The 16,444-nt window shown below is 61.6% G+C and carries 16 protein-coding genes and 1 pseudogene; 8 read left to right on the top strand and 9 right to left on the bottom strand.

What is annotated here, in order from left to right; all coding sequences use genetic code 11:
- Nucleotides 1–326, bottom strand: a 326-nt coding sequence (locus SMC5_RS02525) for a heavy-metal-associated domain-containing protein (protein ID WP_165848935.1), incomplete at its 3' end; no start/stop codon positions are given.
- A 33-nt stretch (nucleotides 327–359) separates the two neighbouring features.
- Here SMC5_RS02525 and SMC5_RS02520 point away from each other — a divergent pair.
- The 7 genes from SMC5_RS02520 to SMC5_RS02490 all read left to right on the top strand — a co-directional run bounded on the left by SMC5_RS02520 (nucleotide 360) and on the right by SMC5_RS02490 (nucleotide 7,186).
- Nucleotides 360–1,157: an RNA polymerase sigma factor gene (locus tag SMC5_RS02520; RefSeq protein WP_119119455.1), complete on the top strand. Its 798-nt coding sequence runs from the start codon at nucleotides 360–362 to the stop codon at nucleotides 1,155–1,157.
- Nucleotides 1,158–1,218: 61 nt separating this feature from the next.
- Complete coding sequence (locus SMC5_RS02515) at nucleotides 1,219–1,935, top strand: hypothetical protein (protein WP_126854916.1); 717 nt, start codon at nucleotides 1,219–1,221, stop codon at nucleotides 1,933–1,935.
- Nucleotides 1,936–2,802: 867 nt separating this feature from the next.
- Nucleotides 2,803–3,048 (top strand): hypothetical protein, encoded by a 246-nt coding sequence (locus SMC5_RS10970; RefSeq protein WP_207798993.1) that lies wholly within the window; start codon nucleotides 2,803–2,805, stop codon nucleotides 3,046–3,048.
- A gap of 2 nt (nucleotides 3,049–3,050) precedes the next feature.
- Nucleotides 3,051–3,800, top strand: a complete 750-nt coding sequence (locus SMC5_RS02505) for a DUF364 domain-containing protein (RefSeq protein WP_119119453.1) — start codon at nucleotides 3,051–3,053, stop codon at nucleotides 3,798–3,800.
- A gap of 66 nt (nucleotides 3,801–3,866) precedes the next feature.
- Nucleotides 3,867–5,030, top strand: coding sequence for an MFS transporter (locus SMC5_RS02500; RefSeq protein ID WP_119119452.1), 1,164 nt, complete (start codon nucleotides 3,867–3,869; stop codon nucleotides 5,028–5,030).
- Nucleotides 5,030–5,884, top strand: a complete 855-nt coding sequence (locus tag SMC5_RS02495) for a DMT family transporter (RefSeq protein WP_119119451.1) — start codon at nucleotides 5,030–5,032, stop codon at nucleotides 5,882–5,884. The genes SMC5_RS02500 and SMC5_RS02495 overlap by 1 nt, the downstream gene beginning before the upstream one ends.
- Before the next feature lie 15 nt (nucleotides 5,885–5,899).
- The gene (locus SMC5_RS02490; protein WP_119119450.1) at nucleotides 5,900–7,186 is read left to right on the top strand and encodes an MFS transporter; all 1,287 of its coding nucleotides are present in this window, start codon (nucleotides 5,900–5,902) and stop codon (nucleotides 7,184–7,186) included.
- 45 nt (nucleotides 7,187–7,231) lie between these two features.
- Here SMC5_RS02490 and SMC5_RS02485 read toward each other — a convergent pair whose 3' ends face one another.
- The 8 genes and pseudogenes from SMC5_RS02485 to SMC5_RS02450 form a co-directional block, all read right to left on the bottom strand.
- Entirely contained in the window at nucleotides 7,232–7,963 is a 732-nt protein-coding gene (locus SMC5_RS02485) for a hypothetical protein (protein ID WP_126854915.1), read from the bottom strand.
- A 179-nt stretch (nucleotides 7,964–8,142) separates the two neighbouring features.
- Nucleotides 8,143–10,076 (bottom strand): annotated as a pseudogene (locus SMC5_RS11590) (excinuclease ABC subunit UvrB).
- Nucleotides 10,077–10,086: 10 nt separating this feature from the next.
- Nucleotides 10,087–10,713: a transposase gene (locus SMC5_RS02475; RefSeq protein WP_165848934.1), complete on the bottom strand. Its 627-nt coding sequence runs from the start codon at nucleotides 10,711–10,713 to the stop codon at nucleotides 10,087–10,089.
- Between the two features lie 66 nt (nucleotides 10,714–10,779).
- Nucleotides 10,780–11,655 (bottom strand): MBL fold metallo-hydrolase, encoded by an 876-nt coding sequence (locus SMC5_RS02470; protein ID WP_119119447.1) that lies wholly within the window; start codon nucleotides 11,653–11,655, stop codon nucleotides 10,780–10,782.
- Between the two features lies 1 nt (nucleotide 11,656).
- Entirely contained in the window at nucleotides 11,657–12,316 is a 660-nt protein-coding gene (trhA, locus tag SMC5_RS02465; RefSeq protein ID WP_119119446.1) for a PAQR family membrane homeostasis protein TrhA, read from the bottom strand.
- 14 nt (nucleotides 12,317–12,330) lie between these two features.
- Nucleotides 12,331–13,731 (bottom strand): stalk domain-containing protein, encoded by a 1,401-nt coding sequence (locus SMC5_RS02460; RefSeq protein ID WP_119119445.1) that lies wholly within the window; start codon nucleotides 13,729–13,731, stop codon nucleotides 12,331–12,333.
- 188 nt (nucleotides 13,732–13,919) lie between these two features.
- Entirely contained in the window at nucleotides 13,920–14,483 is a 564-nt protein-coding gene (locus SMC5_RS02455; protein ID WP_119119444.1) for a nicotinamidase, read from the bottom strand.
- A complete protein-coding gene (locus tag SMC5_RS02450; protein ID WP_119119443.1) occupies nucleotides 14,480–15,913 on the bottom strand; it encodes a nicotinate phosphoribosyltransferase in 1,434 nt (477 codons plus the stop codon). The genes SMC5_RS02455 and SMC5_RS02450 overlap by 4 nt, the downstream gene beginning before the upstream one ends.
- A gap of 169 nt (nucleotides 15,914–16,082) precedes the next feature.
- Between SMC5_RS02450 and SMC5_RS02445 the strand changes: the two genes are divergently transcribed.
- Nucleotides 16,083–16,444: oxidoreductase (locus SMC5_RS02445; protein WP_455423445.1), on the top strand; the 362-nt coding region annotated here is incomplete at its 3' end.

The following is a 16,444-nucleotide window of genomic DNA, read 5'->3' as shown; positions in this document are numbered from 1 at the left end:
AGGTTGACCGAGGCGCTGGTGACGCCCGCGAGCTTGCGGAGTGCGCGTTCGATGGCCGCGGAACAGGCTGCACATGTCATGCCACGTACCGGGATCACGACGGTCTTGGCAGCGGACGGCTGAGCGACGCCATACCCGGCCTTCTCAATGGAGGCCTTGAGTGCCTCGTCGTCGACGCGGGTCTCGTCATATTCGACGGTCAGCTTCTCGGTGGCAGGATTGACCGCGGCCGAGGCAACGCCGTCCAGCTTCTTCACGGAGCGCTCTACGGCTATTGCACACGCCGCACAGGTCATCCCAGTGATCCCAAGGTCTTTTGTCTTCATCTGTTCCTCCCGGTCGCCGCCACGAGTGGCAGCATGTTCAACGTCGGTTGGTACCCCACCCCTCCAGGGGTGTACCTCAATCCTATCCGGATCACCGGAATCTGCAACGAGACAATTGTGAACGTGTGGCATGTTGTCGCAACGCGGTCGTATGGCGTCGCTGAGCAGTCGGAGGGTCGTACGGGGGCATGCCTGCCGCCTCTCCGCAATGTTGCGTGTACGGAACCGGACATTCCTTGGTATCATACATGTATGGAGATGCGCGCTCAGGAGCCGACGGACGAGCAGCTGGTTCGACAGGCGCTCACGGATACGGACGCCTTTGGAATGCTGGTCGAGCGGTATGAGCGACCGTTGTCGTCATACGCGGCCCGTCTCATTGGGCGACAGGAAGCGGAAGATGTGGTCCAGCAGGCGTTTCTGCAGGCGTACCGCAGCCTTGCCGGATTCGATCCACGCCTGACCTTCAGCGCATGGATGTACCGCATCGTCCACAATACGGCAGTGAACATGGCCCGCAAGCGGCATGGGACTGTACCTACCGAGCTGGAGCTGGACGGCGAAATGGTCGAGATCCTGACCGGCGATACGGACGTCCCAGCCGAGGCACTGCACCGGGAGCTGGAAGATTTCGTGGCAAAGGGTCTCAACCAGTTGGACCAGCGCAGTAGAGATATCCTGCTGCTGTCGGTGGTCGAAGGCAAGAGTTACAGCGAGATAGCAGATATTCTGATGGTCGCGGTCAACTCGGTGGGACCCAGCGTGAGCCGGGCCAAAAACAAACTGCGGAAACTGCTGGATGCAAATCCGGCACAACGGTCCGCATTGTGAAGGCCATTGTACCTGGTACTATGGTCTTCACAATTAAGAGAGGATGACGATGGACGATAACATGAAGCAGAAGATTCTCGAGCAGATCGAGGAGCAGCACCTCGAACCCACGCCGGGCTGGCGGTTCCGCCTCGTGCGGGCCCTGAAGCATTCGGCAGTTACGATCCTGTTCGCCCTGACGGCGCTCGGACTGGCCGGCAGCGTGTACATCCTCGTCCAGAATGGCACGCTCGACGACCTGCGGCTTGGTCCGCGGTGGGCGCATCCTGCCTTCTTCGACTTCCCATGGCAACTCCTGGTCCTCGTCGTCGTCCTCGGTATCCTCTCGTTCGTCGTCCTGCGACGCACCGCCCGCCTGTACCGTGTTGCGAGGTGGTGGCTGGTCGCTGCGCTTATCGTTGCGGTCGTGGCCGGCGCCGGTTGCGCCTACGCAACGAACCTCACGCGATTCACCTTCCGCGCTGGGCCGGGACAGGAGCTGTTTCGACGTGGAGGGAACCCCTTCGGCGGGATGATGGGCGGTGCCGTGATCGGCGTCGTCGTCTCGCGCACGACCCAGCGGTGGGTCGTCGACAGCCTTACCGGCGAGCGGTGGCTGGTTATCGTCACTGAGGAGACCTATTTCCCCTCCGGTTCGGACATCCCCGTGGGGACGATCGTCCGGGTCGTCGGGCGGCACCAGAAAACCACGATCTATGCGGTCGGCATCCGCCCCGTGCTCGGCATGGACGACATGATGGGTCCTGGTGGCATGATCATCATCCCCGGCACACCGTAGGAGAACGCCACCTGTACCACCCAGGGAGATGCACCCCTCAGTACACCCCTCGCATTGAGAAAACATGTTCAGGGGTATTGGAAAAACATACTCGGGCGGAATGAGCAGCGCATCCCAAAGAATCCCAAAGAGGGTTGCGTTTGGGTCAAACCTGCTCATGCTGTAAGGGATACCATCGCATGGGAGGTGACGCATGTCACTCGGCATTAATGTTACGATTCCCGAAGGAATCGTGCTCGCGGCAGACAGCCGTCAGACGTACCGCAACCAGAAGGGAATGGCCCGTGTCGGCTCAGACTCGGCCTCCAAGGTGTTCCGCATCGGCTCGCGCATGGGACTGGTCATCGCAGGCCTTGCGTTTATGCCTCAGCAGGGTGTGATGAAGAACGTCAGCGGGTTCATTGACGACTTCCGCCAGACGATTCCCGTCGACAAGCTGTCCGTCGGCGAGGTCGCTAAAGAACTCGCACAGTACTTCGACGCCCGCGTCCCCTACCGCGACCAGCTCAAGGCTATGCCCGCCGGCATCAAGGCGGATATGGCCCGCCAAGGCCTGGAGCTGCTGGACCTCAAGGAAGAACCGACCCGCGTCGTATTCCACTTCAAGAACCAGCAGGGTCAGGTCCAGGAAGCGNNTACATGGTCTATGTCCCCGGCGCCACCGACCAGGCGCGCGACAGCCGCAAGCAGGGCAAGGAATTCGGCGCAGGCTGGATCGGGCAGACAGACGTCGTCACGCGCATCGTCCTGGGGTTCGACCCGCGTCTTCAGGGCATCCCGCTCGTCCGCGAAGCGGCAGCGAAGATCGGCGAGCCGGCCGTGCAGCAGCAGCTGCGCGGAGTGGAATACAGCATCCAGTGGGGCACCATGACCCTGCAGGACGCCATCGACTTCTGCCAGCTCGCCATCGAGACCACGACCGCTATCCAGCGCTTCAGTGACGGCGTGCTCATGGACCCTGGCGACATCACCGGCGTGGGCGGACCCATCGACATGGCTGTCATCACCTATGACAAGGGCTTCACCTGGCTCAACCGCAAACACCTCAACTTCAAGAGCAAGACCGGCGACGTCGAGGTCGATCTCGAAGATCTGCCGTCCCTGGAGAACTAACCATGCGACGCCGCACGACGCCACCCGAATATGATGCCCTGTACCGCGACCTGATCGCACAGTGTGACGACGAGCCTGTCCAGGACGTCATCGCCGGCCAGATCTGGTCCCTGGTACAGACGGAACACGCCACGGGGCTGTCCATGTCTCTGCGGCCGATGGCCACGGGCGGACACAGCACGTCCTTTCACCTGCGGGGCAAACCGCTCGTGGAACTGGCCGAGCTCTCGGTGTCCTGGAATCCGCGAGAGGCGGCGATCGGTATGGCAGCCATCTGCGCCGCGTGCAACCTCACCTCCCGCTTTGCGGGTGCCGAGGAGGCCAACGGGCGCGACCTGCTGCTCAAGAAAGTGGCCGGCAAGAAGGTCGGCCTCATCGGACACTTCCCGTGGACCGACGAGATCCGTTCCGCCTCTGACAGTCTGACCGTCTTCGAACAGCGACCACAGGAAGGCGATCTGCCCCAGCAGGCCGAGGAGTATCTCCTCCCGCATCTGGACGTCGTCGCGATCACCGGCTCTGCGCTCAGCAACAAGACCCTGCCACGCCTCCTGGAACTCGCCTGCAACGCCTGGGTCATGCTCATCGGCCCTTCGACTCCCCTCTCGGTGCTCATGTTCGACTATGGCGTCGATGCTCTGTCGGGCTGTGTCGCCCGGGACCCGGAGGAACTGGCCGAGGTCGTCCGCGAAGGCGGCGGCGTACACGAATTCAGAAATGCTGTCCGCTTCGTGACGCTGCAGAAACCCTGACAACCTGAATTGTGAATCCCATAGTACTTGGTACTATGGGATTCACAATTGCCGAAAAGGAGTTCCATGAACAGAAAACTGTGGTACCTGGCCGCCGGCTACGCCCTGACCGTCGCCTTCGCGCTCTCGCTCCAGTTCCTCCCTCCTGTCATCCCGGTCATGAAGACGTCTCTTGGCATGACCGCGGGACAGGCGGGAGCGCTGATGTCGTCGCTGGCGCTGTTTGGCATCATCGTCTCGCCACTGGTCGGCTATCTTGCGGACCGTTGGGGCGGTCGGACCGTCGGACTCCTGGGCCTCGTTTGTCTCATCGCCGCCGAGGCCTGGTTCGCACTGTCAACCTCGTACGCGAATCTGTTGATGGCACGCCTCACCATGGGCATTGGAGCTGCAACGCTCTCGATCCTCGGCGCGCAGATCGTCAGCGAGAATTTCGCGGGCACCAGGTATCTCGGCGCCGCCATGGGCACCATGAATACGGCGGTCCCAACCGGCATTCTGGTCAGCCAGCTGGGTTTCTCGCGCCTTGCCGCCGCACGGGGATGGCAGGCGCCGGTCTGGGCGTGCCTGGTCTTCACCTGCGTCGTGGCGGTCGCATGCTTCCTGTTCTACCAGGACCCGATACCCCGGCACGATGAGACTCCTGTCTCGCTGATCGCGGGTCTGCGGCGCCTGAATCCCCAGGTCTGGATGCTCGGCCTGGTCTGGATGTTCTGGGAAGCAGGAACGATGATCCTCCTGACATTTTGCAACGACCTCCTGGTCGGCCGGGGCATGTCTCCGCAAACGGCAGGCACCATGGCCGGCATCCTCATGCTCTTCCCCATCATCGCGTCGACGTTCATGGGCCACGTCCTGGACCGCAGGCGCTGGCAGGCCCGAGGGGCAGCGCTAGCCTGTCTCATGTTCGCCGTGTGTGTGATCCTGCTGGGCGTTGTCTCCGGCAGCGTCCTGCCTCTGTTCCTCGGTATCAGTTTCACCTTCGCGCTTGCTCCGATGGGCGTCTTCGCTCTGGCTCCCCATCTCATGCATGGCAGGGAGAGCGGCCTTGGATATGGCGTCCTGGCCGGCATGCTGAACATCGGCGTCCTCTTTGGCCCTGCGATCGGCGGCATCGTGCGTGACGCGACCGGCAGCTACCTCGCAAGCTTCATCATGGCGGGCGTCCTGACGAGCATTGGGGCAGCCTGCGTCCTGCTCCTGCGCCGACCAGTCCTCGAGAACGCCTGATGGCCCCACGCCCCGTGAGGTCCACGTGGAGGTCCGAGCTGCTCCTGCTACTGGCCGTCGTGCTCTGGTCGACGACGTTCGCCGTCATGAAGGAGAGCCTGAGCAGCATTTCGCCCGCGCTTCTGGTCCTTGTCCGCTTTGCCATCGCCTCGGCAGTCGTGTACATGCTCTTCCGGCGCAGGATCGCATTCAGTTGGCACAATCTGCTGAAAGGGCTGGCCATCGGCATCCCGGAATACCTTGGGTTCATGCTGCAGGTCACGGGACTCACGATGACGACGGCAAGCAAGAACGCCTTCATCACGGGCCTGGCCGTCGTCGTCGCGCCGGTCCTGTCGTTCCTCTTTCTGCGCGAGAAGCGCTCATGGAAGGTTGCGCTGGCACTTCTCCTGGCGGTGAACGGTCTCTGGATCATCTCCTTCGGGTTCACGCTGCGCATCGGCGGCATGGGTATGGGGGACTTCCTGACGCTGCTGTGCGCCCTGGCCTTCGGCATGCAGGTGTTCATGATCCACCTGTTTTCGGACAGGGAATCCTTCTACGCCAGCACGTTCTTCCAGTTGCTGACCGTCGCCATGTGTGCCCTCGTCTACGCCCTGGCGACGAAGCAGACACTCGTCGTGAACGCTGTGTCATGGCCCTCTCTGCTGTACCTCGCCGTCTTCACGACTGCCATCACGCTCCTGCTGCAGAACCGCTTCCAGCACGACATGACGGTCGCGCAGGCCAGCGTCATCTACTCACTGGAACCCGTCTTCGCCAGCCTGCTGGCTGTCCTGTTCATCGGCGAACACATAGGTCCAGCCGTCCTCGTGGGCGGTGTCCTCATGTTCGTGGCGTCAGCGATCTCGTAACAGGCCGGACAGACGATGCAACACGAATTGAGACGCTACTGGACCACCATCTGCCACCTTGGCACCAACATGCAGCTGCTGCTTGTCGGCGCAGCCCTGCTGGGACTGGGGAACGGTATCTTCATGACCTTCTTCAACCTGTATCTTAAGCAGGGTGGATTGGGTGAGGCCTTCCTTGGCCGTCTGAACTCCCTCGGGACGATCGGGTCACTTGCCCTTGCCATTCCGGCAGGACTCCTGGTAACACGCCTCGGCAGCAGAATGTCGCTCGTCCTCTCGTGCACGCTCATCGCCGTGTTGGGCGCCCTCCAGGCCAACGTCCTGGTGCCCGCGCTGCTCGTCGTTCTGCAAATCGGCATTTCAGCCAGCAATATGCTCTATGGAGCCGCCTACAATCCGGAGATGATGCGCAGTACCGACCCCGGGGACCGGCAGGTCGCCTTCAGTCTTGCGTTCACCGCGACGACCGCCGCGTCGGTCGTCGCGTCGGTCGTCGGAGGACTCCTGCCGCGCCTGTTCGCCCGTTTCGGAGCATCGCCCGTCACCGGGCTCCGCCTGACCCTGGTCGTGGGAGCAATATTCATCCCCGCAAGCACCGCCGTCTTCATGCGCCTGCGGGAATATCAGCATGACAATGGTAGGCAGACAGTGGACGCCTCACGTTCCGTCCAGAGCGAGCCAGAAGTCACGTCCTCATGGAAGCGCTTCGCCGTCCGGTATGCGGTCGTCAACGTCATCATCGGGTTTGGCGCCGGGCTCAGCATCCCGTACCTCAACCTCTATTTCGCTGACCGCTTTCATGCGAGCACGGTGGCCGTCGGCAACCTGTTCGCCATGAGCAACGTCGTCCTCACGGTCGGTGTCCTGCTGGCTCCATGGCTCGTCCGCCGAGCAGGCATCATACGCACGATCGGGGTCACCGTCGGGGGCTCGCTCGTATTCCTGGTCATCATGGCGTTCACGCACAATATCATCATCGCCGCCCTGGCATTCTGGATGCGCGCAGGTCTCATGATGTGTTCGACGCCGGTCACGGACAAGTTCTGTCTGGAGCTGGTGCCACCGGACAAGCGTTCCGTGGCGCACAACATCTTTATGATGGCATGGACCGGGTCCTGGGCCATTTCGACAGCGCTGGGGGGCTGGCTCATCCAGAAGACGGGGTTTGCTCTGCCTATGGTCCTGACGGCCGCCATCTATGGCATCTACCTCGCCGTCTTCATCTTGTCCTTCCGTCACCATCCAACAATGCAGTACCCCAGCTCTGTCTGCCCGGCGACGATCCCCGCACAGACCGACTAGTCGACTGCAATACTACAGAGAACCCACCACGGGAACGGACCTTCGTCAGCCTGAGCCGGTCCGTTCGGCCAGGAGTCGCCAGACCAGCAAGGCGGCATCTCCACGTGTTATCGGTTTGCCGACGTAGTCCATGACCTGGTCGAACCCATGCTGCCTGCAGACGATACGCAGGGCGTTATCACCGACGGGGTCATTCATCTGGGTCTTTATGGCAGTGACCTCGCCACCGAAACCGGCCGCCGTCAGGAGCATGTTGATGCCCTCACTCCCATTCATCCACTGCTTGGGCTGAAACGAAAGGTCGATCAATCCGTCGTCGAGGTAAGCGTCGCGCAAGGAGATGAACATCCAGCTATCGCGCTGGATGCCCCACGGAGAGCCCTCTGTCCGCTTGGTGCGCAGCCCAAACCAGACGTGCCGGATCTGTTTGCGCACATCCAGCACATGATTCCACGCGCCTGTCGTCCACACATACGCGCGCATCCAACCGTTCGCCTCGTTGCCTACAGAGGGGATCTCAAGGCGCTGTAACGTCAGCTGTGGCCGCTGCAGAACACGTTCCAGAAGGACCACGAACTCGCCGCCGGTCACCTGACGGTCGAGATGAAGGTCACTATCAGGGGTACCCACGAGAATGTGCGCGTCCAGCAAGCTCTGGATGCGGGCATCCATAGGAGCGATGGTCACTGTGGGCTGTGCACGCACGCCGCCTGGGCAGCCCACGATGAGGACGAAAGCGACGAGCAATACTATTCCACATCTCGCGCAGGTTCTCATGATACCGTCTTCTCCCGGTCAGGTGTGCACTCACTCATACGCCCTGCAACCTCCGTGTCGCTGCGTTGTGCTGGTTTGTTCCTGCAGTCGCCCCATGCTACCACCCGCCATGACGCTGTCAAGCGTGCAGGAAGGAGATACCGAGCCCTCGCGAGACGTGAGTACCACGAACAACGCAATCAGCGGCCCCTGTGCCTGCCCATGTGGGGCATGAGCCCCGGCGCCTGCAGCTTGGGAGGCTTCTCGCCGGTGAGTAGTGCGCGCAGTTGGGCGATCTTGTCGCGCAGCGTGGCGGCTTCCTCGAACTCCAGCGACTCGGCGTGCGCCAGCATCTCTTCGTTGAGTTCGATGACCAGGGCTTGCACCTCGGTAGGCGACATCTTCGCCAGCATCTCCTTGCCCAGCTTCTCGACCTCGTCCGGTTTGCGCCACGGCAGGTCGATAAGCTCCGAGATGGCCTTATGGATAGTCTGGGGCGTGATGCCATGCTCCTCGTTATAGTTCAGCTGATACTCCCGGCGCCGGCGCGACTCCGCCATGGCGCGGCTCATCGAGCCGGTGATCTCGTCGGCGTACATGATGATGGTGCCGGACACGTTGCGAGCAGCCCTGCCCATGGTCTGCAGGAGGGACGTCTCGCTGCGCAGAAACCCCTCCTTGTCGGCGTCCAAAATGGCGACCAGGGAGACCTCCGGCAAGTCCAGACCTTCGCGCAGCAGGTTGATGCCAACCAGGACGTCGATGTCGCCCGAGCGCAGCTGTCGCAGGATGTGAACGCGTGCGAGCGCATCCAGGTCGCTGTGCAGATACTGCGCCTTGATGCCTTCCTGCTGGAGATAGTCCGCCAGCAGCTCCGAACTCTTCTTCGTCAGCGTCGTGACGAGCACGCGCTCCTGCTTCTCGACACGCTGTCGTATCTCGCCGATCAGGTTGGGCACCTGGTCCTTACTGGGACGCACTTCGATGACCGGATCGACGAGGCCCGTGGGGCGCAGGAGCTGCTGCGCGACCTGCGTCGAGACCTGGTACTCGTAGTCCGACGGCGTCGCGCTGACGAAGATGGCCTGCTGGACATACCGCATGAACTCATCGAACATGAGTGGACGGTTGTCGAGCGCCGATGGCAGGCGGAAGCCGTAGTCGATCAGCGTCTGCTTGCGCTGGTGGTCGCCGTTGAACATCCCGCGGATCTGCGGGACACTGATGTGCGACTCGTCCACGAACAGCAGGAAATCCTTGGGCAGAAAGCTCAGGAGCGTGTACGGCTGGGAACCGGGCGCACGGCCGCTGAAGTAGCGGCTATAGTTTTCGATGCCGGTGCAGTAGCCGGCCTCGCGCAGCATCTCGACGTCATTTTTGGTGCGCTCCTCGATGCGCTGGGCCTCCACGAACTTGTTCAACGANNCTCCTTGATGACCTGGCGCGAGCCCAGGTCGAACTCCTGGATCTTCTCGACCGTGCCGTCCAGCGAGAGCCGGATGCGGATGCCGGTCTCCGTCTCCTTCGGCATGACCTCCAGCGTCGACCCGCGCACGCGAAAGGAACCACCCTTGCCCACGTCGTCGACGCGTTCGTAGCGGAGCCCGATGAGCGACCGGGCGATGTCGTCGCGCTTCATGGCCGCGCCCTGTGTCACGGTCAGCAGTCCCTCGCGGTATTCCTCCGGCGAGTCCCAGCCGTAGATACAGCTGACCGAACTGACGACGATGACGTCCTTGCGCTCAACGAGCGAACGGATGGTCGAGTGTCGCAGGCGGGCGATGTCCTGGTTGATGTCGGCGTCCTTCGCGATATACAGGTCGATCGTAGGGACATACGCCTCGGGCTGATAGTAGTCGTAGTAGCTGACGAAATACTCGACCGCGTTCTCGGGGAAGAAGGCCTTGAACTCGCTGTACAGTTGCGCGGCAAGCGTCTTGTTGTGGCTCAGGATGAGGACAGGGCGATCGAACTCCTTGATGACATTCGCCATCGTAAACGTCTTGCCGGAGCCGGTGACGCCGACCAGCGTCTGGAAGCGGTCGCCCTCGTTGATGCCGGCAATCAGCTTGGCGATGGCCTGCGGCTGGTCCCCAGACGGTTCAAATGGTGCCTTCAGCTTGAAGATGCTCAATTGTGAATCCCTAAGTACCAGGTACAGTGGTCTTCACATTTCTGTGAATATGGCGACGCTGCTTGTCCAGGTTCGCCGGACGCGGCTTGCCGATGCACTCACGGACATAGGACAGGAATGGACCATTCGGGTCCCCCGGCGCACCACGGAAATCGACCGGCAACCAGTCCATGTCGAGCCATGAGGGCGGCGGGACAAGCCCGGACATGGCAGCACAACTCGACCAGCGCCACTCCTCCGGAGAATGCACCAGCTGGGCCCGTAGAGGATTGAGCAGCAGGTAGCTTGCCGCATCGATCAGGTAATTGTCATTGAGCACGAGCCCCGACCAGTAGCGGTCCTGGAACACGTGACCCGAATGCTCATATCTCCAGTTGTACCGCATGGTGTACTGCAGGTCCAGTTCCTTCATCCCCAGAGACAGGTTGGGTTGAGGGGTCTCCAGCAGCAGATGGTAGTGGTTGCCCATCAGGCAATACGTGTAGATCCGCCAGCCAAACTTCGAGACGACGTCGCTCATAATGCCCAGGAAGGCTTTCCAGTCTACTTCTTCCCGGTAGATCATCTCCTGGCCGTTGCCCCGGTTGGTCACGTGATACACGGCTCCCTCATACTCGATGCGCGGTGCTCTGCCCATCTCACATACCTCCATAATGAACTGGTATATTAATTGTGAATATCATTGTACCTGGTACTTAGGGATTCACAATTCGCGGGGCCAGCCGAGAAGAGGGGTTGGTGGGGCGGAGCCGCCGCATTCAAGGAAGGCCTGTTCGATGTTCATGACGTGCGCTTCGGCGTTCGCGCCCGGGTTGCGGAAGACCATGTCGGCACACGCCGCCACAGCTGCCTGGACGGTACCGCCCGCGAGGACGACTGCTTCGATCCGTGTGCGCAGCTCGGACAGGTACGAGCGGTCTGCGTTGATGCGGCCCGTGATTTCGGCACGGTCGCGCGTGAAGCTCCCATGACCGGGAACCAGGAGGTGGATCTCCATCGCGGCGAACATGCCGAGCGTCCGCTCGAACGCATCGAGCCGGTCACTCACGAATGGGATCTCGAGGTCGCTGAGGAGGTCTCCGGCCCACAGGCACGCAGCGTCGGGGTCGTACATCGACAGGTGATCGCGCGCATGTCCGGGCGTATGAACCAGCTGGACACGGATGTCCCCGACCATGAGTCCGATGATATGGTCGACGGTCTGATCGGGCATGGGCGGGTCGAACGTGACGTCAGTCGCAACGCCTTCCGCCTCCTCATAGCGCCGAATCGAGCGCCGCGTGTGCTCCAGGTCGAGGGCGGTCTGAGCGATGTACGCCTGGTGAGCCACGACGTGGGCACCGGGGAACCGCGCTGCTCCCAGGAGGTGGTCCCAGTGGTGATGGGTGAGCACGACCGTTTCGACCTTCAGCTGCTGCGCCTCGCAGAAAGCGGCGATGTCCTCCACCTCGTCGGGAAGGAGTGCCGGGTCAATGAGCGCGGCAAGACCCGCGTCGTGCAGGATGCCCGTGTTCATGGCATATCCGCGGCACTTCGCCGTCCAGAGATGCGGCGTCAGTGCTTCGAAGTGCAGGCTCATGTCAGAGGACCTTCACCAGGGGCAGCACGTAGCACCAGACCAGAACGACCAGACATGCACTGCCGGCCAGCACGAACAGGTGCCAGATCTCGTGGAAACCCACGATACCGGGCCAGGGATTTGGCTTCTTGATCGCGTACAGCAGGGCCCCGACGCTGTAGGCAAGACCCCCGGCCAGCATCCAGGCGATGCCGCCCCACCCGACGGCATGCTGAAGCGGGATCATCGCCCACACGGCGAACCAGCCGAGCGCGACGTACAGTGCGGCCTTGACGCCCCGGGGAGCGTCGAGCCAGAAGACGTCGGTCAGGATCACGGCCCCGGCCAGTCCCCACACGGCCCAGCAGAGCCACGTGCCCACGCTGCCCCGCAGCGCGATGAGACAGACGGGTGTGTAGGACCCTGCGATGAGGATGGAGATGCTGACGTGGTCGAGCCTGCGCAGCATGACGTGGGTTCTGGGACTGACATCGAGCAGATGGTACGAGGCACTCGCAAAGTACAGGAGGACCATGCTGAGGCCGTAGACGAGGAAGGGGACGGCCGCCCTGGCGCCTCCGCGAATGTCGGCCGCCCTGGCGAGCAGAACCGTAACGACGATGGCGGCAAGGCCCCCGACCAAGTGCGAAATGCCATTGAAGTGCTCCTTGAGCTTGACCACGAGCGCCTCGCCTCCTAGGTCGTCTTGTTCAGGGTAACGGTGACGGTACGTGGTAGTGGATCGTACACGATCTCCGCGCCGAAGGTCTCGCTGATGAAGCGGAGAGGAAGCATGGTCCTGCCGCCGCTGATACGAGGCGCCACCATCGGGTTGGCCGGATCGATGAGCACGTCAATGCCATCAACCGTCGCTTTCGGCTTACCGATCCACAGTTCGACCTTCTTGCTGCCGAGGAGCGTGACCTTCTGCTCTTTGGAATCCCAGAGGACCTGTGTCCCGAGCGGTGTGGCAATATACCGGATAGGAAGGATGGTCCGCCCGTTCTCGAGCTCGGGCGCGGTGTCCATGGGGATGGTCACACCGTTCATGACGACGGCCGGCTTGTCGAGAGTGAAAACAAGGATGATCTTCGTGATAGGACTCGTCATGATGATGGGCTGTACCTCAACAGGCCCCACCGGATTACTGACGTCTCCCCGAATGTCCTCACACAAGACCCAGTAGTAATAGGGCGTCCGCTGGAGCGGACCAATGTCGACGAATTGCGTCGCATCGGGTTTTGTCTCGGCCACGAGTTCGGCTTTCTGGATGTCCGGCGCACCTTGACTGCGGTAGATATCATAGCGCAGGACAGTGTAGCTGCCTGCTGTCGATGGCGACCACGTGATACGGACCTGGCCGATCTCTCCGGCCGCAGCAAGAGCACCCGGATCGGCCGGACCCTGCAGTACCCCGACGGGGTTCCCAGGGTTGAATCCTCCATACAGGTCGCCATAGTGCACAGGCTGTGGCGTGGGGATCCATCCGACCGGGCTGACAACAAGGGCAGGGCTGGGCGGTGTGACCGCGACCGGGGGCCACAGTGGCTGCCCGTCGCTGCCGAGGACCTGCCGCGCCATCAGGGCAAGAATGCTGTCCTGAAAGTGCCTTCCGCCGGGCGTGTTGGGGTTGTTGGTAGACGAGAAGCCGTTATAGGCCCAGATGGCGTAGTACCAGTTCTCCAGAACGTTCCGGTCGCGGTCGCCGATGCCGGGCGTCAGCTTCCACTTGCCATCGAGCATCTTGGCTCCGGTATCGATGTTGTAGTCGATGTCGGTCATGAGACGGGCGACGTCGGTGCGCCCCGAACTGTTGATCTGCATGATACCTATGTCCAGCGAGGTCGTATCCGACCCTGTGACCGTGTTGCCGTTTGCGTCGAACTGACGCCATCCCGATTCCTGGTAGGCGATGGCCATCAGGATGACCGAGGGCACGTTGTAGCGCAGAGCTGCAGCCTTGAGAGACGCACGGATATACGTGACGGGAGGGTTCACCCCAAGGGGCGTGCCCAGAGCCGTGCCGGGACCGACGCACAAGGACAATACCATTGCAACGATAAGGACAAGAACGATCGAGCGGTTCGACAAGCACATCTTGCTCAAGGCTTTATGCACCTCATTCCAGAGAGATTGACCAGCTCAACACAATCGGCACCCACGGTGTACAACCATGCATCAATATGGTGCATGCGCGCACTGGTTGGACGCACGTCACGCACTCCTTGTTCCTCGCGAAACAAGCACCGGGGGACATGTTCCCCACTGCCATCGTGCAACAACAATCAATCCTGTCCCGACAGGACGAAGCGGGCGCCTGCCGCCTCCATCGCTTCCTGAGCACGCTGTCCGTCGCCAGGATTGACCTCTACGGCGGCAATGGCGTCACCGATGACGGTGACGCCGAACCCGAGTCGACGTGCGTCGAGCACCGTCTGCAGAACGCAGTAGTCAGTCGCAAGACCGCAGACATACAGCATCTCGATGCCCCGGCCGTGCAGCCAGCTCTCAAGGTCCTCGCTGGTCGCCTCGAACGCACTGTAGCCGTCGTCGGCGTTGCCCGTCCCTTTGTCGAGGACCAGCAGGAACCGCTCAGTGTCCAGTCCAGCTCTGAATTGTGCGCCGTATGTGCCCGCGATACAGTGAGGAGGCCAGTTGGTGAAGTGGACGCTGTTCGCGGGGTGCCAGTCGCGTGAGGCGACGACCGTCGCGAACCGTGGCATCCATGCGTTGATGACCGGAATGATGGTGTCCCCTCCGTCCACGGCCAGAGTTCCGCCAGGGCAGAAGTCATTCTGGACGTCGACAACGAGCAGGGCCGACTCTGGACCGAAGGATTCCTGACTCATGATGACCGGGTCTCGATCAGGCTACGCCGAAGGTCGAACAGCTCACGGCTCACGCCGATGTGATAGGCGTGCGGGTTGGCAAAACGCTTGTGCTCGCCGTACAACAGGGAGAACCGCTGGGCACTCCATGTTCTGGTCTCGAGAAGGGTGGGAAATGTGTACACGAGTTCGCCATTCTTGACGATCTCCTTACGAATCTTCTCGCGCTTCAGTCCTGCCACCTCGGTCTTCTTGTAGTCGAAGTCCGGGTGCATCAGGACGGTCGGTTCGTTGTCGCCCCGTGCCAGACACAGACCGTCGAGCAGCCAGAGACCGTCCCCGGCGTCATAGTACCGGTACAGTTCCTTCTCTCCCGGGATGTTGATCTTGGCCGGGTTTTCGGAGATCTTGATGATCGGCCTCCCTTTGAGCTGGACCATCTTGTAGACGCCGTCCAGCGCACCATCGCTGTAGCCAGTCACCAGGCGTGTCCCGACACCAAACATGTCGATGGGGGCGCCCTGGTCCACGAGTGATTCGATGACGTACTCGTCGAGTTGGTTGCTGACCGAGATCTTGACGTAGTCCAGTCCATGCTCGTCGAGCACAGCCCGCACCTTCTTGCTAAGATACGCGAGATCACCGGAGTCCAGACGCACGCCCTGGAGATGGTGACCCTGCTTTTCCAACTCCTTGCCGACGATGACGGCGTTGGGCAGTCCCTGCCTCAAGGTGTCATAGGTGTCGAGGAGCAGGACGGAGTCGTCGGGATGCATCTGTGCATAGGCGCGGAATGCCTCCAGCTCCGAGTCAAAGCTCTGGATCCAGCTGTGGGCCATGGTCCCGCCCACGGGCACGCCTTCTTCGAACGCCAGAAGGACGTTGGATGTCGAAGCGACACCGCCCACGAAGCACGCCCGGCTGGCGCCCATGCCGCCGTCTCCCTGCGCGCGTCTGAGACCGAAGTCGACGATGCTCCTCCCCTTGGCCGCGCACACCATACGACGTGCCTTGGTGGCGATGAGCGTCTGGAAGTTCACCATACTGAGGATGAGACCCTCCAGAAGCTGGGTCTCGATGAGTGGACCCTTGACGCTGATAATGGGTTCCCCCGGAAAGATGACCTCGCCTTCGGGCACAGCCGTGATGTCACCGGTAAACCGCATCTTCTCGAGAACCTGGAGGAAGTCGTCCTTGTACCCGAGCAAACTCAGGTAGCCAAGTTCCTCCGACGTGAAGCGCATGTTGAGCACGTACTCGACAGCGTCGCGCAGGCCTGCCGCGATAGCGTATCCGCCTCCGTAGGGATTCTGCCGATAGCAGATGTCGAACACGGCCTCGTCCCGCCCCTTGCCGGACAGGTAGTAACCCTGCGTCATGGAATACTCGTAGTAGTCCGTATAGAGTGGCGAGAATCTGCGGTGATACGCCTGTCCACGTCGTTCATCCATGGTTTTGCTCCTTTCAATTCACGATGCCGGTAGCTCAGTACAGTTCAGTATACCCACAATGTGTTCCTGCGGCCACCATCCAGCATGAGTCCCATCCTTGCAAAGGTTCGCACAAACTCTAGAATGACAGCATGATACAAGTCTCTGGATCCCATACAGGAGGATGACTATGAAGCATCTCTTCTCTGAACTGGACGTGGCGGGAGTCCGCCTCGCAAACCGTATTGTCCTGCCACCTATGGCAACCGAGCAGGCTGATGTGGAGGGCCATCCGAGCCCTGCGACGGCCGGCTATTACGGATCACTGGCCGCCACAGGCGTGGCCCTGGTCGTTGTGGAACACTCTTATGTCGCCCCGGAAGGGCGCGCTTCACCCCGTCAGATGTCGCTGGCATCGGACACCGACGTGTCTGGACATGCCGCCATTACAACAGCAATCCACGCCGCCGGTGCCCTGTGCTCTGCCCAGATAAGCCATGCCGGGTCGAATCGGCGGGCGGAGATGCCTGGAAGATGTCTCGGCCCAAGCGC

This window comes from Candidatus Cryosericum odellii, from assembly GCF_003570935.1.
Lineage (GTDB): Bacteria > Caldisericota > Caldisericia > Cryosericales > Cryosericaceae > Cryosericum > Cryosericum odellii.
The sequence above is the reverse complement of the archived record's forward strand: the minus strand, read 5'-3'. Positions and strand labels throughout refer to the sequence as shown.

Bases quoted from the DNA above. Each gene is read 5' to 3' on its own strand.
- SMC5_RS02490 (WP_119119450.1), top strand. From the start codon at position 5,900: ATGCAACACGAATTGAGACGCTACTGGACCACCATCTGCCACCTTGGC.
- SMC5_RS10970 (WP_207798993.1), top strand. From the start codon at position 2,803: ATGACCCTGCAGGACGCCATCGACTTCTGCCAGCTCGCCATCGAGACC.
- SMC5_RS02500 (WP_119119452.1), top strand. From the start codon at position 3,867: ATGAACAGAAAACTGTGGTACCTGGCCGCCGGCTACGCCCTGACCGTC.
- SMC5_RS02485 (WP_126854915.1), bottom strand. From the start codon at position 7,963: ATGAGAACCTGCGCGAGATGTGGAATAGTATTGCTCGTCGCTTTCGTC.
- SMC5_RS02460 (WP_119119445.1), bottom strand. From the start codon at position 13,731: ATGTGCTTGTCGAACCGCTCGATCGTTCTTGTCCTTATCGTTGCAATG.
- SMC5_RS02455 (WP_119119444.1), bottom strand. From the start codon at position 14,483: ATGAGTCAGGAATCCTTCGGTCCAGAGTCGGCCCTGCTCGTTGTCGAC.
- SMC5_RS02495 (WP_119119451.1), top strand. From the start codon at position 5,030: ATGGCCCCACGCCCCGTGAGGTCCACGTGGAGGTCCGAGCTGCTCCTG.
- SMC5_RS02520 (WP_119119455.1), top strand. From the start codon at position 360: ATGTTCAACGTCGGTTGGTACCCCACCCCTCCAGGGGTGTACCTCAAT.
- SMC5_RS02505 (WP_119119453.1), top strand. From the start codon at position 3,051: ATGCGACGCCGCACGACGCCACCCGAATATGATGCCCTGTACCGCGAC.
- SMC5_RS02515 (WP_126854916.1), top strand. From the start codon at position 1,219: ATGAAGCAGAAGATTCTCGAGCAGATCGAGGAGCAGCACCTCGAACCC.
- SMC5_RS02470 (WP_119119447.1), bottom strand. From the start codon at position 11,655: ATGAGCCTGCACTTCGAAGCACTGACGCCGCATCTCTGGACGGCGAAG.
- SMC5_RS02450 (WP_119119443.1), bottom strand. From the start codon at position 15,913: ATGGATGAACGACGTGGACAGGCGTATCACCGCAGATTCTCGCCACTC.
- SMC5_RS02475 (WP_165848934.1), bottom strand. From the start codon at position 10,713: ATGGGCAGAGCACCGCGCATCGAGTATGAGGGAGCCGTGTATCACGTG.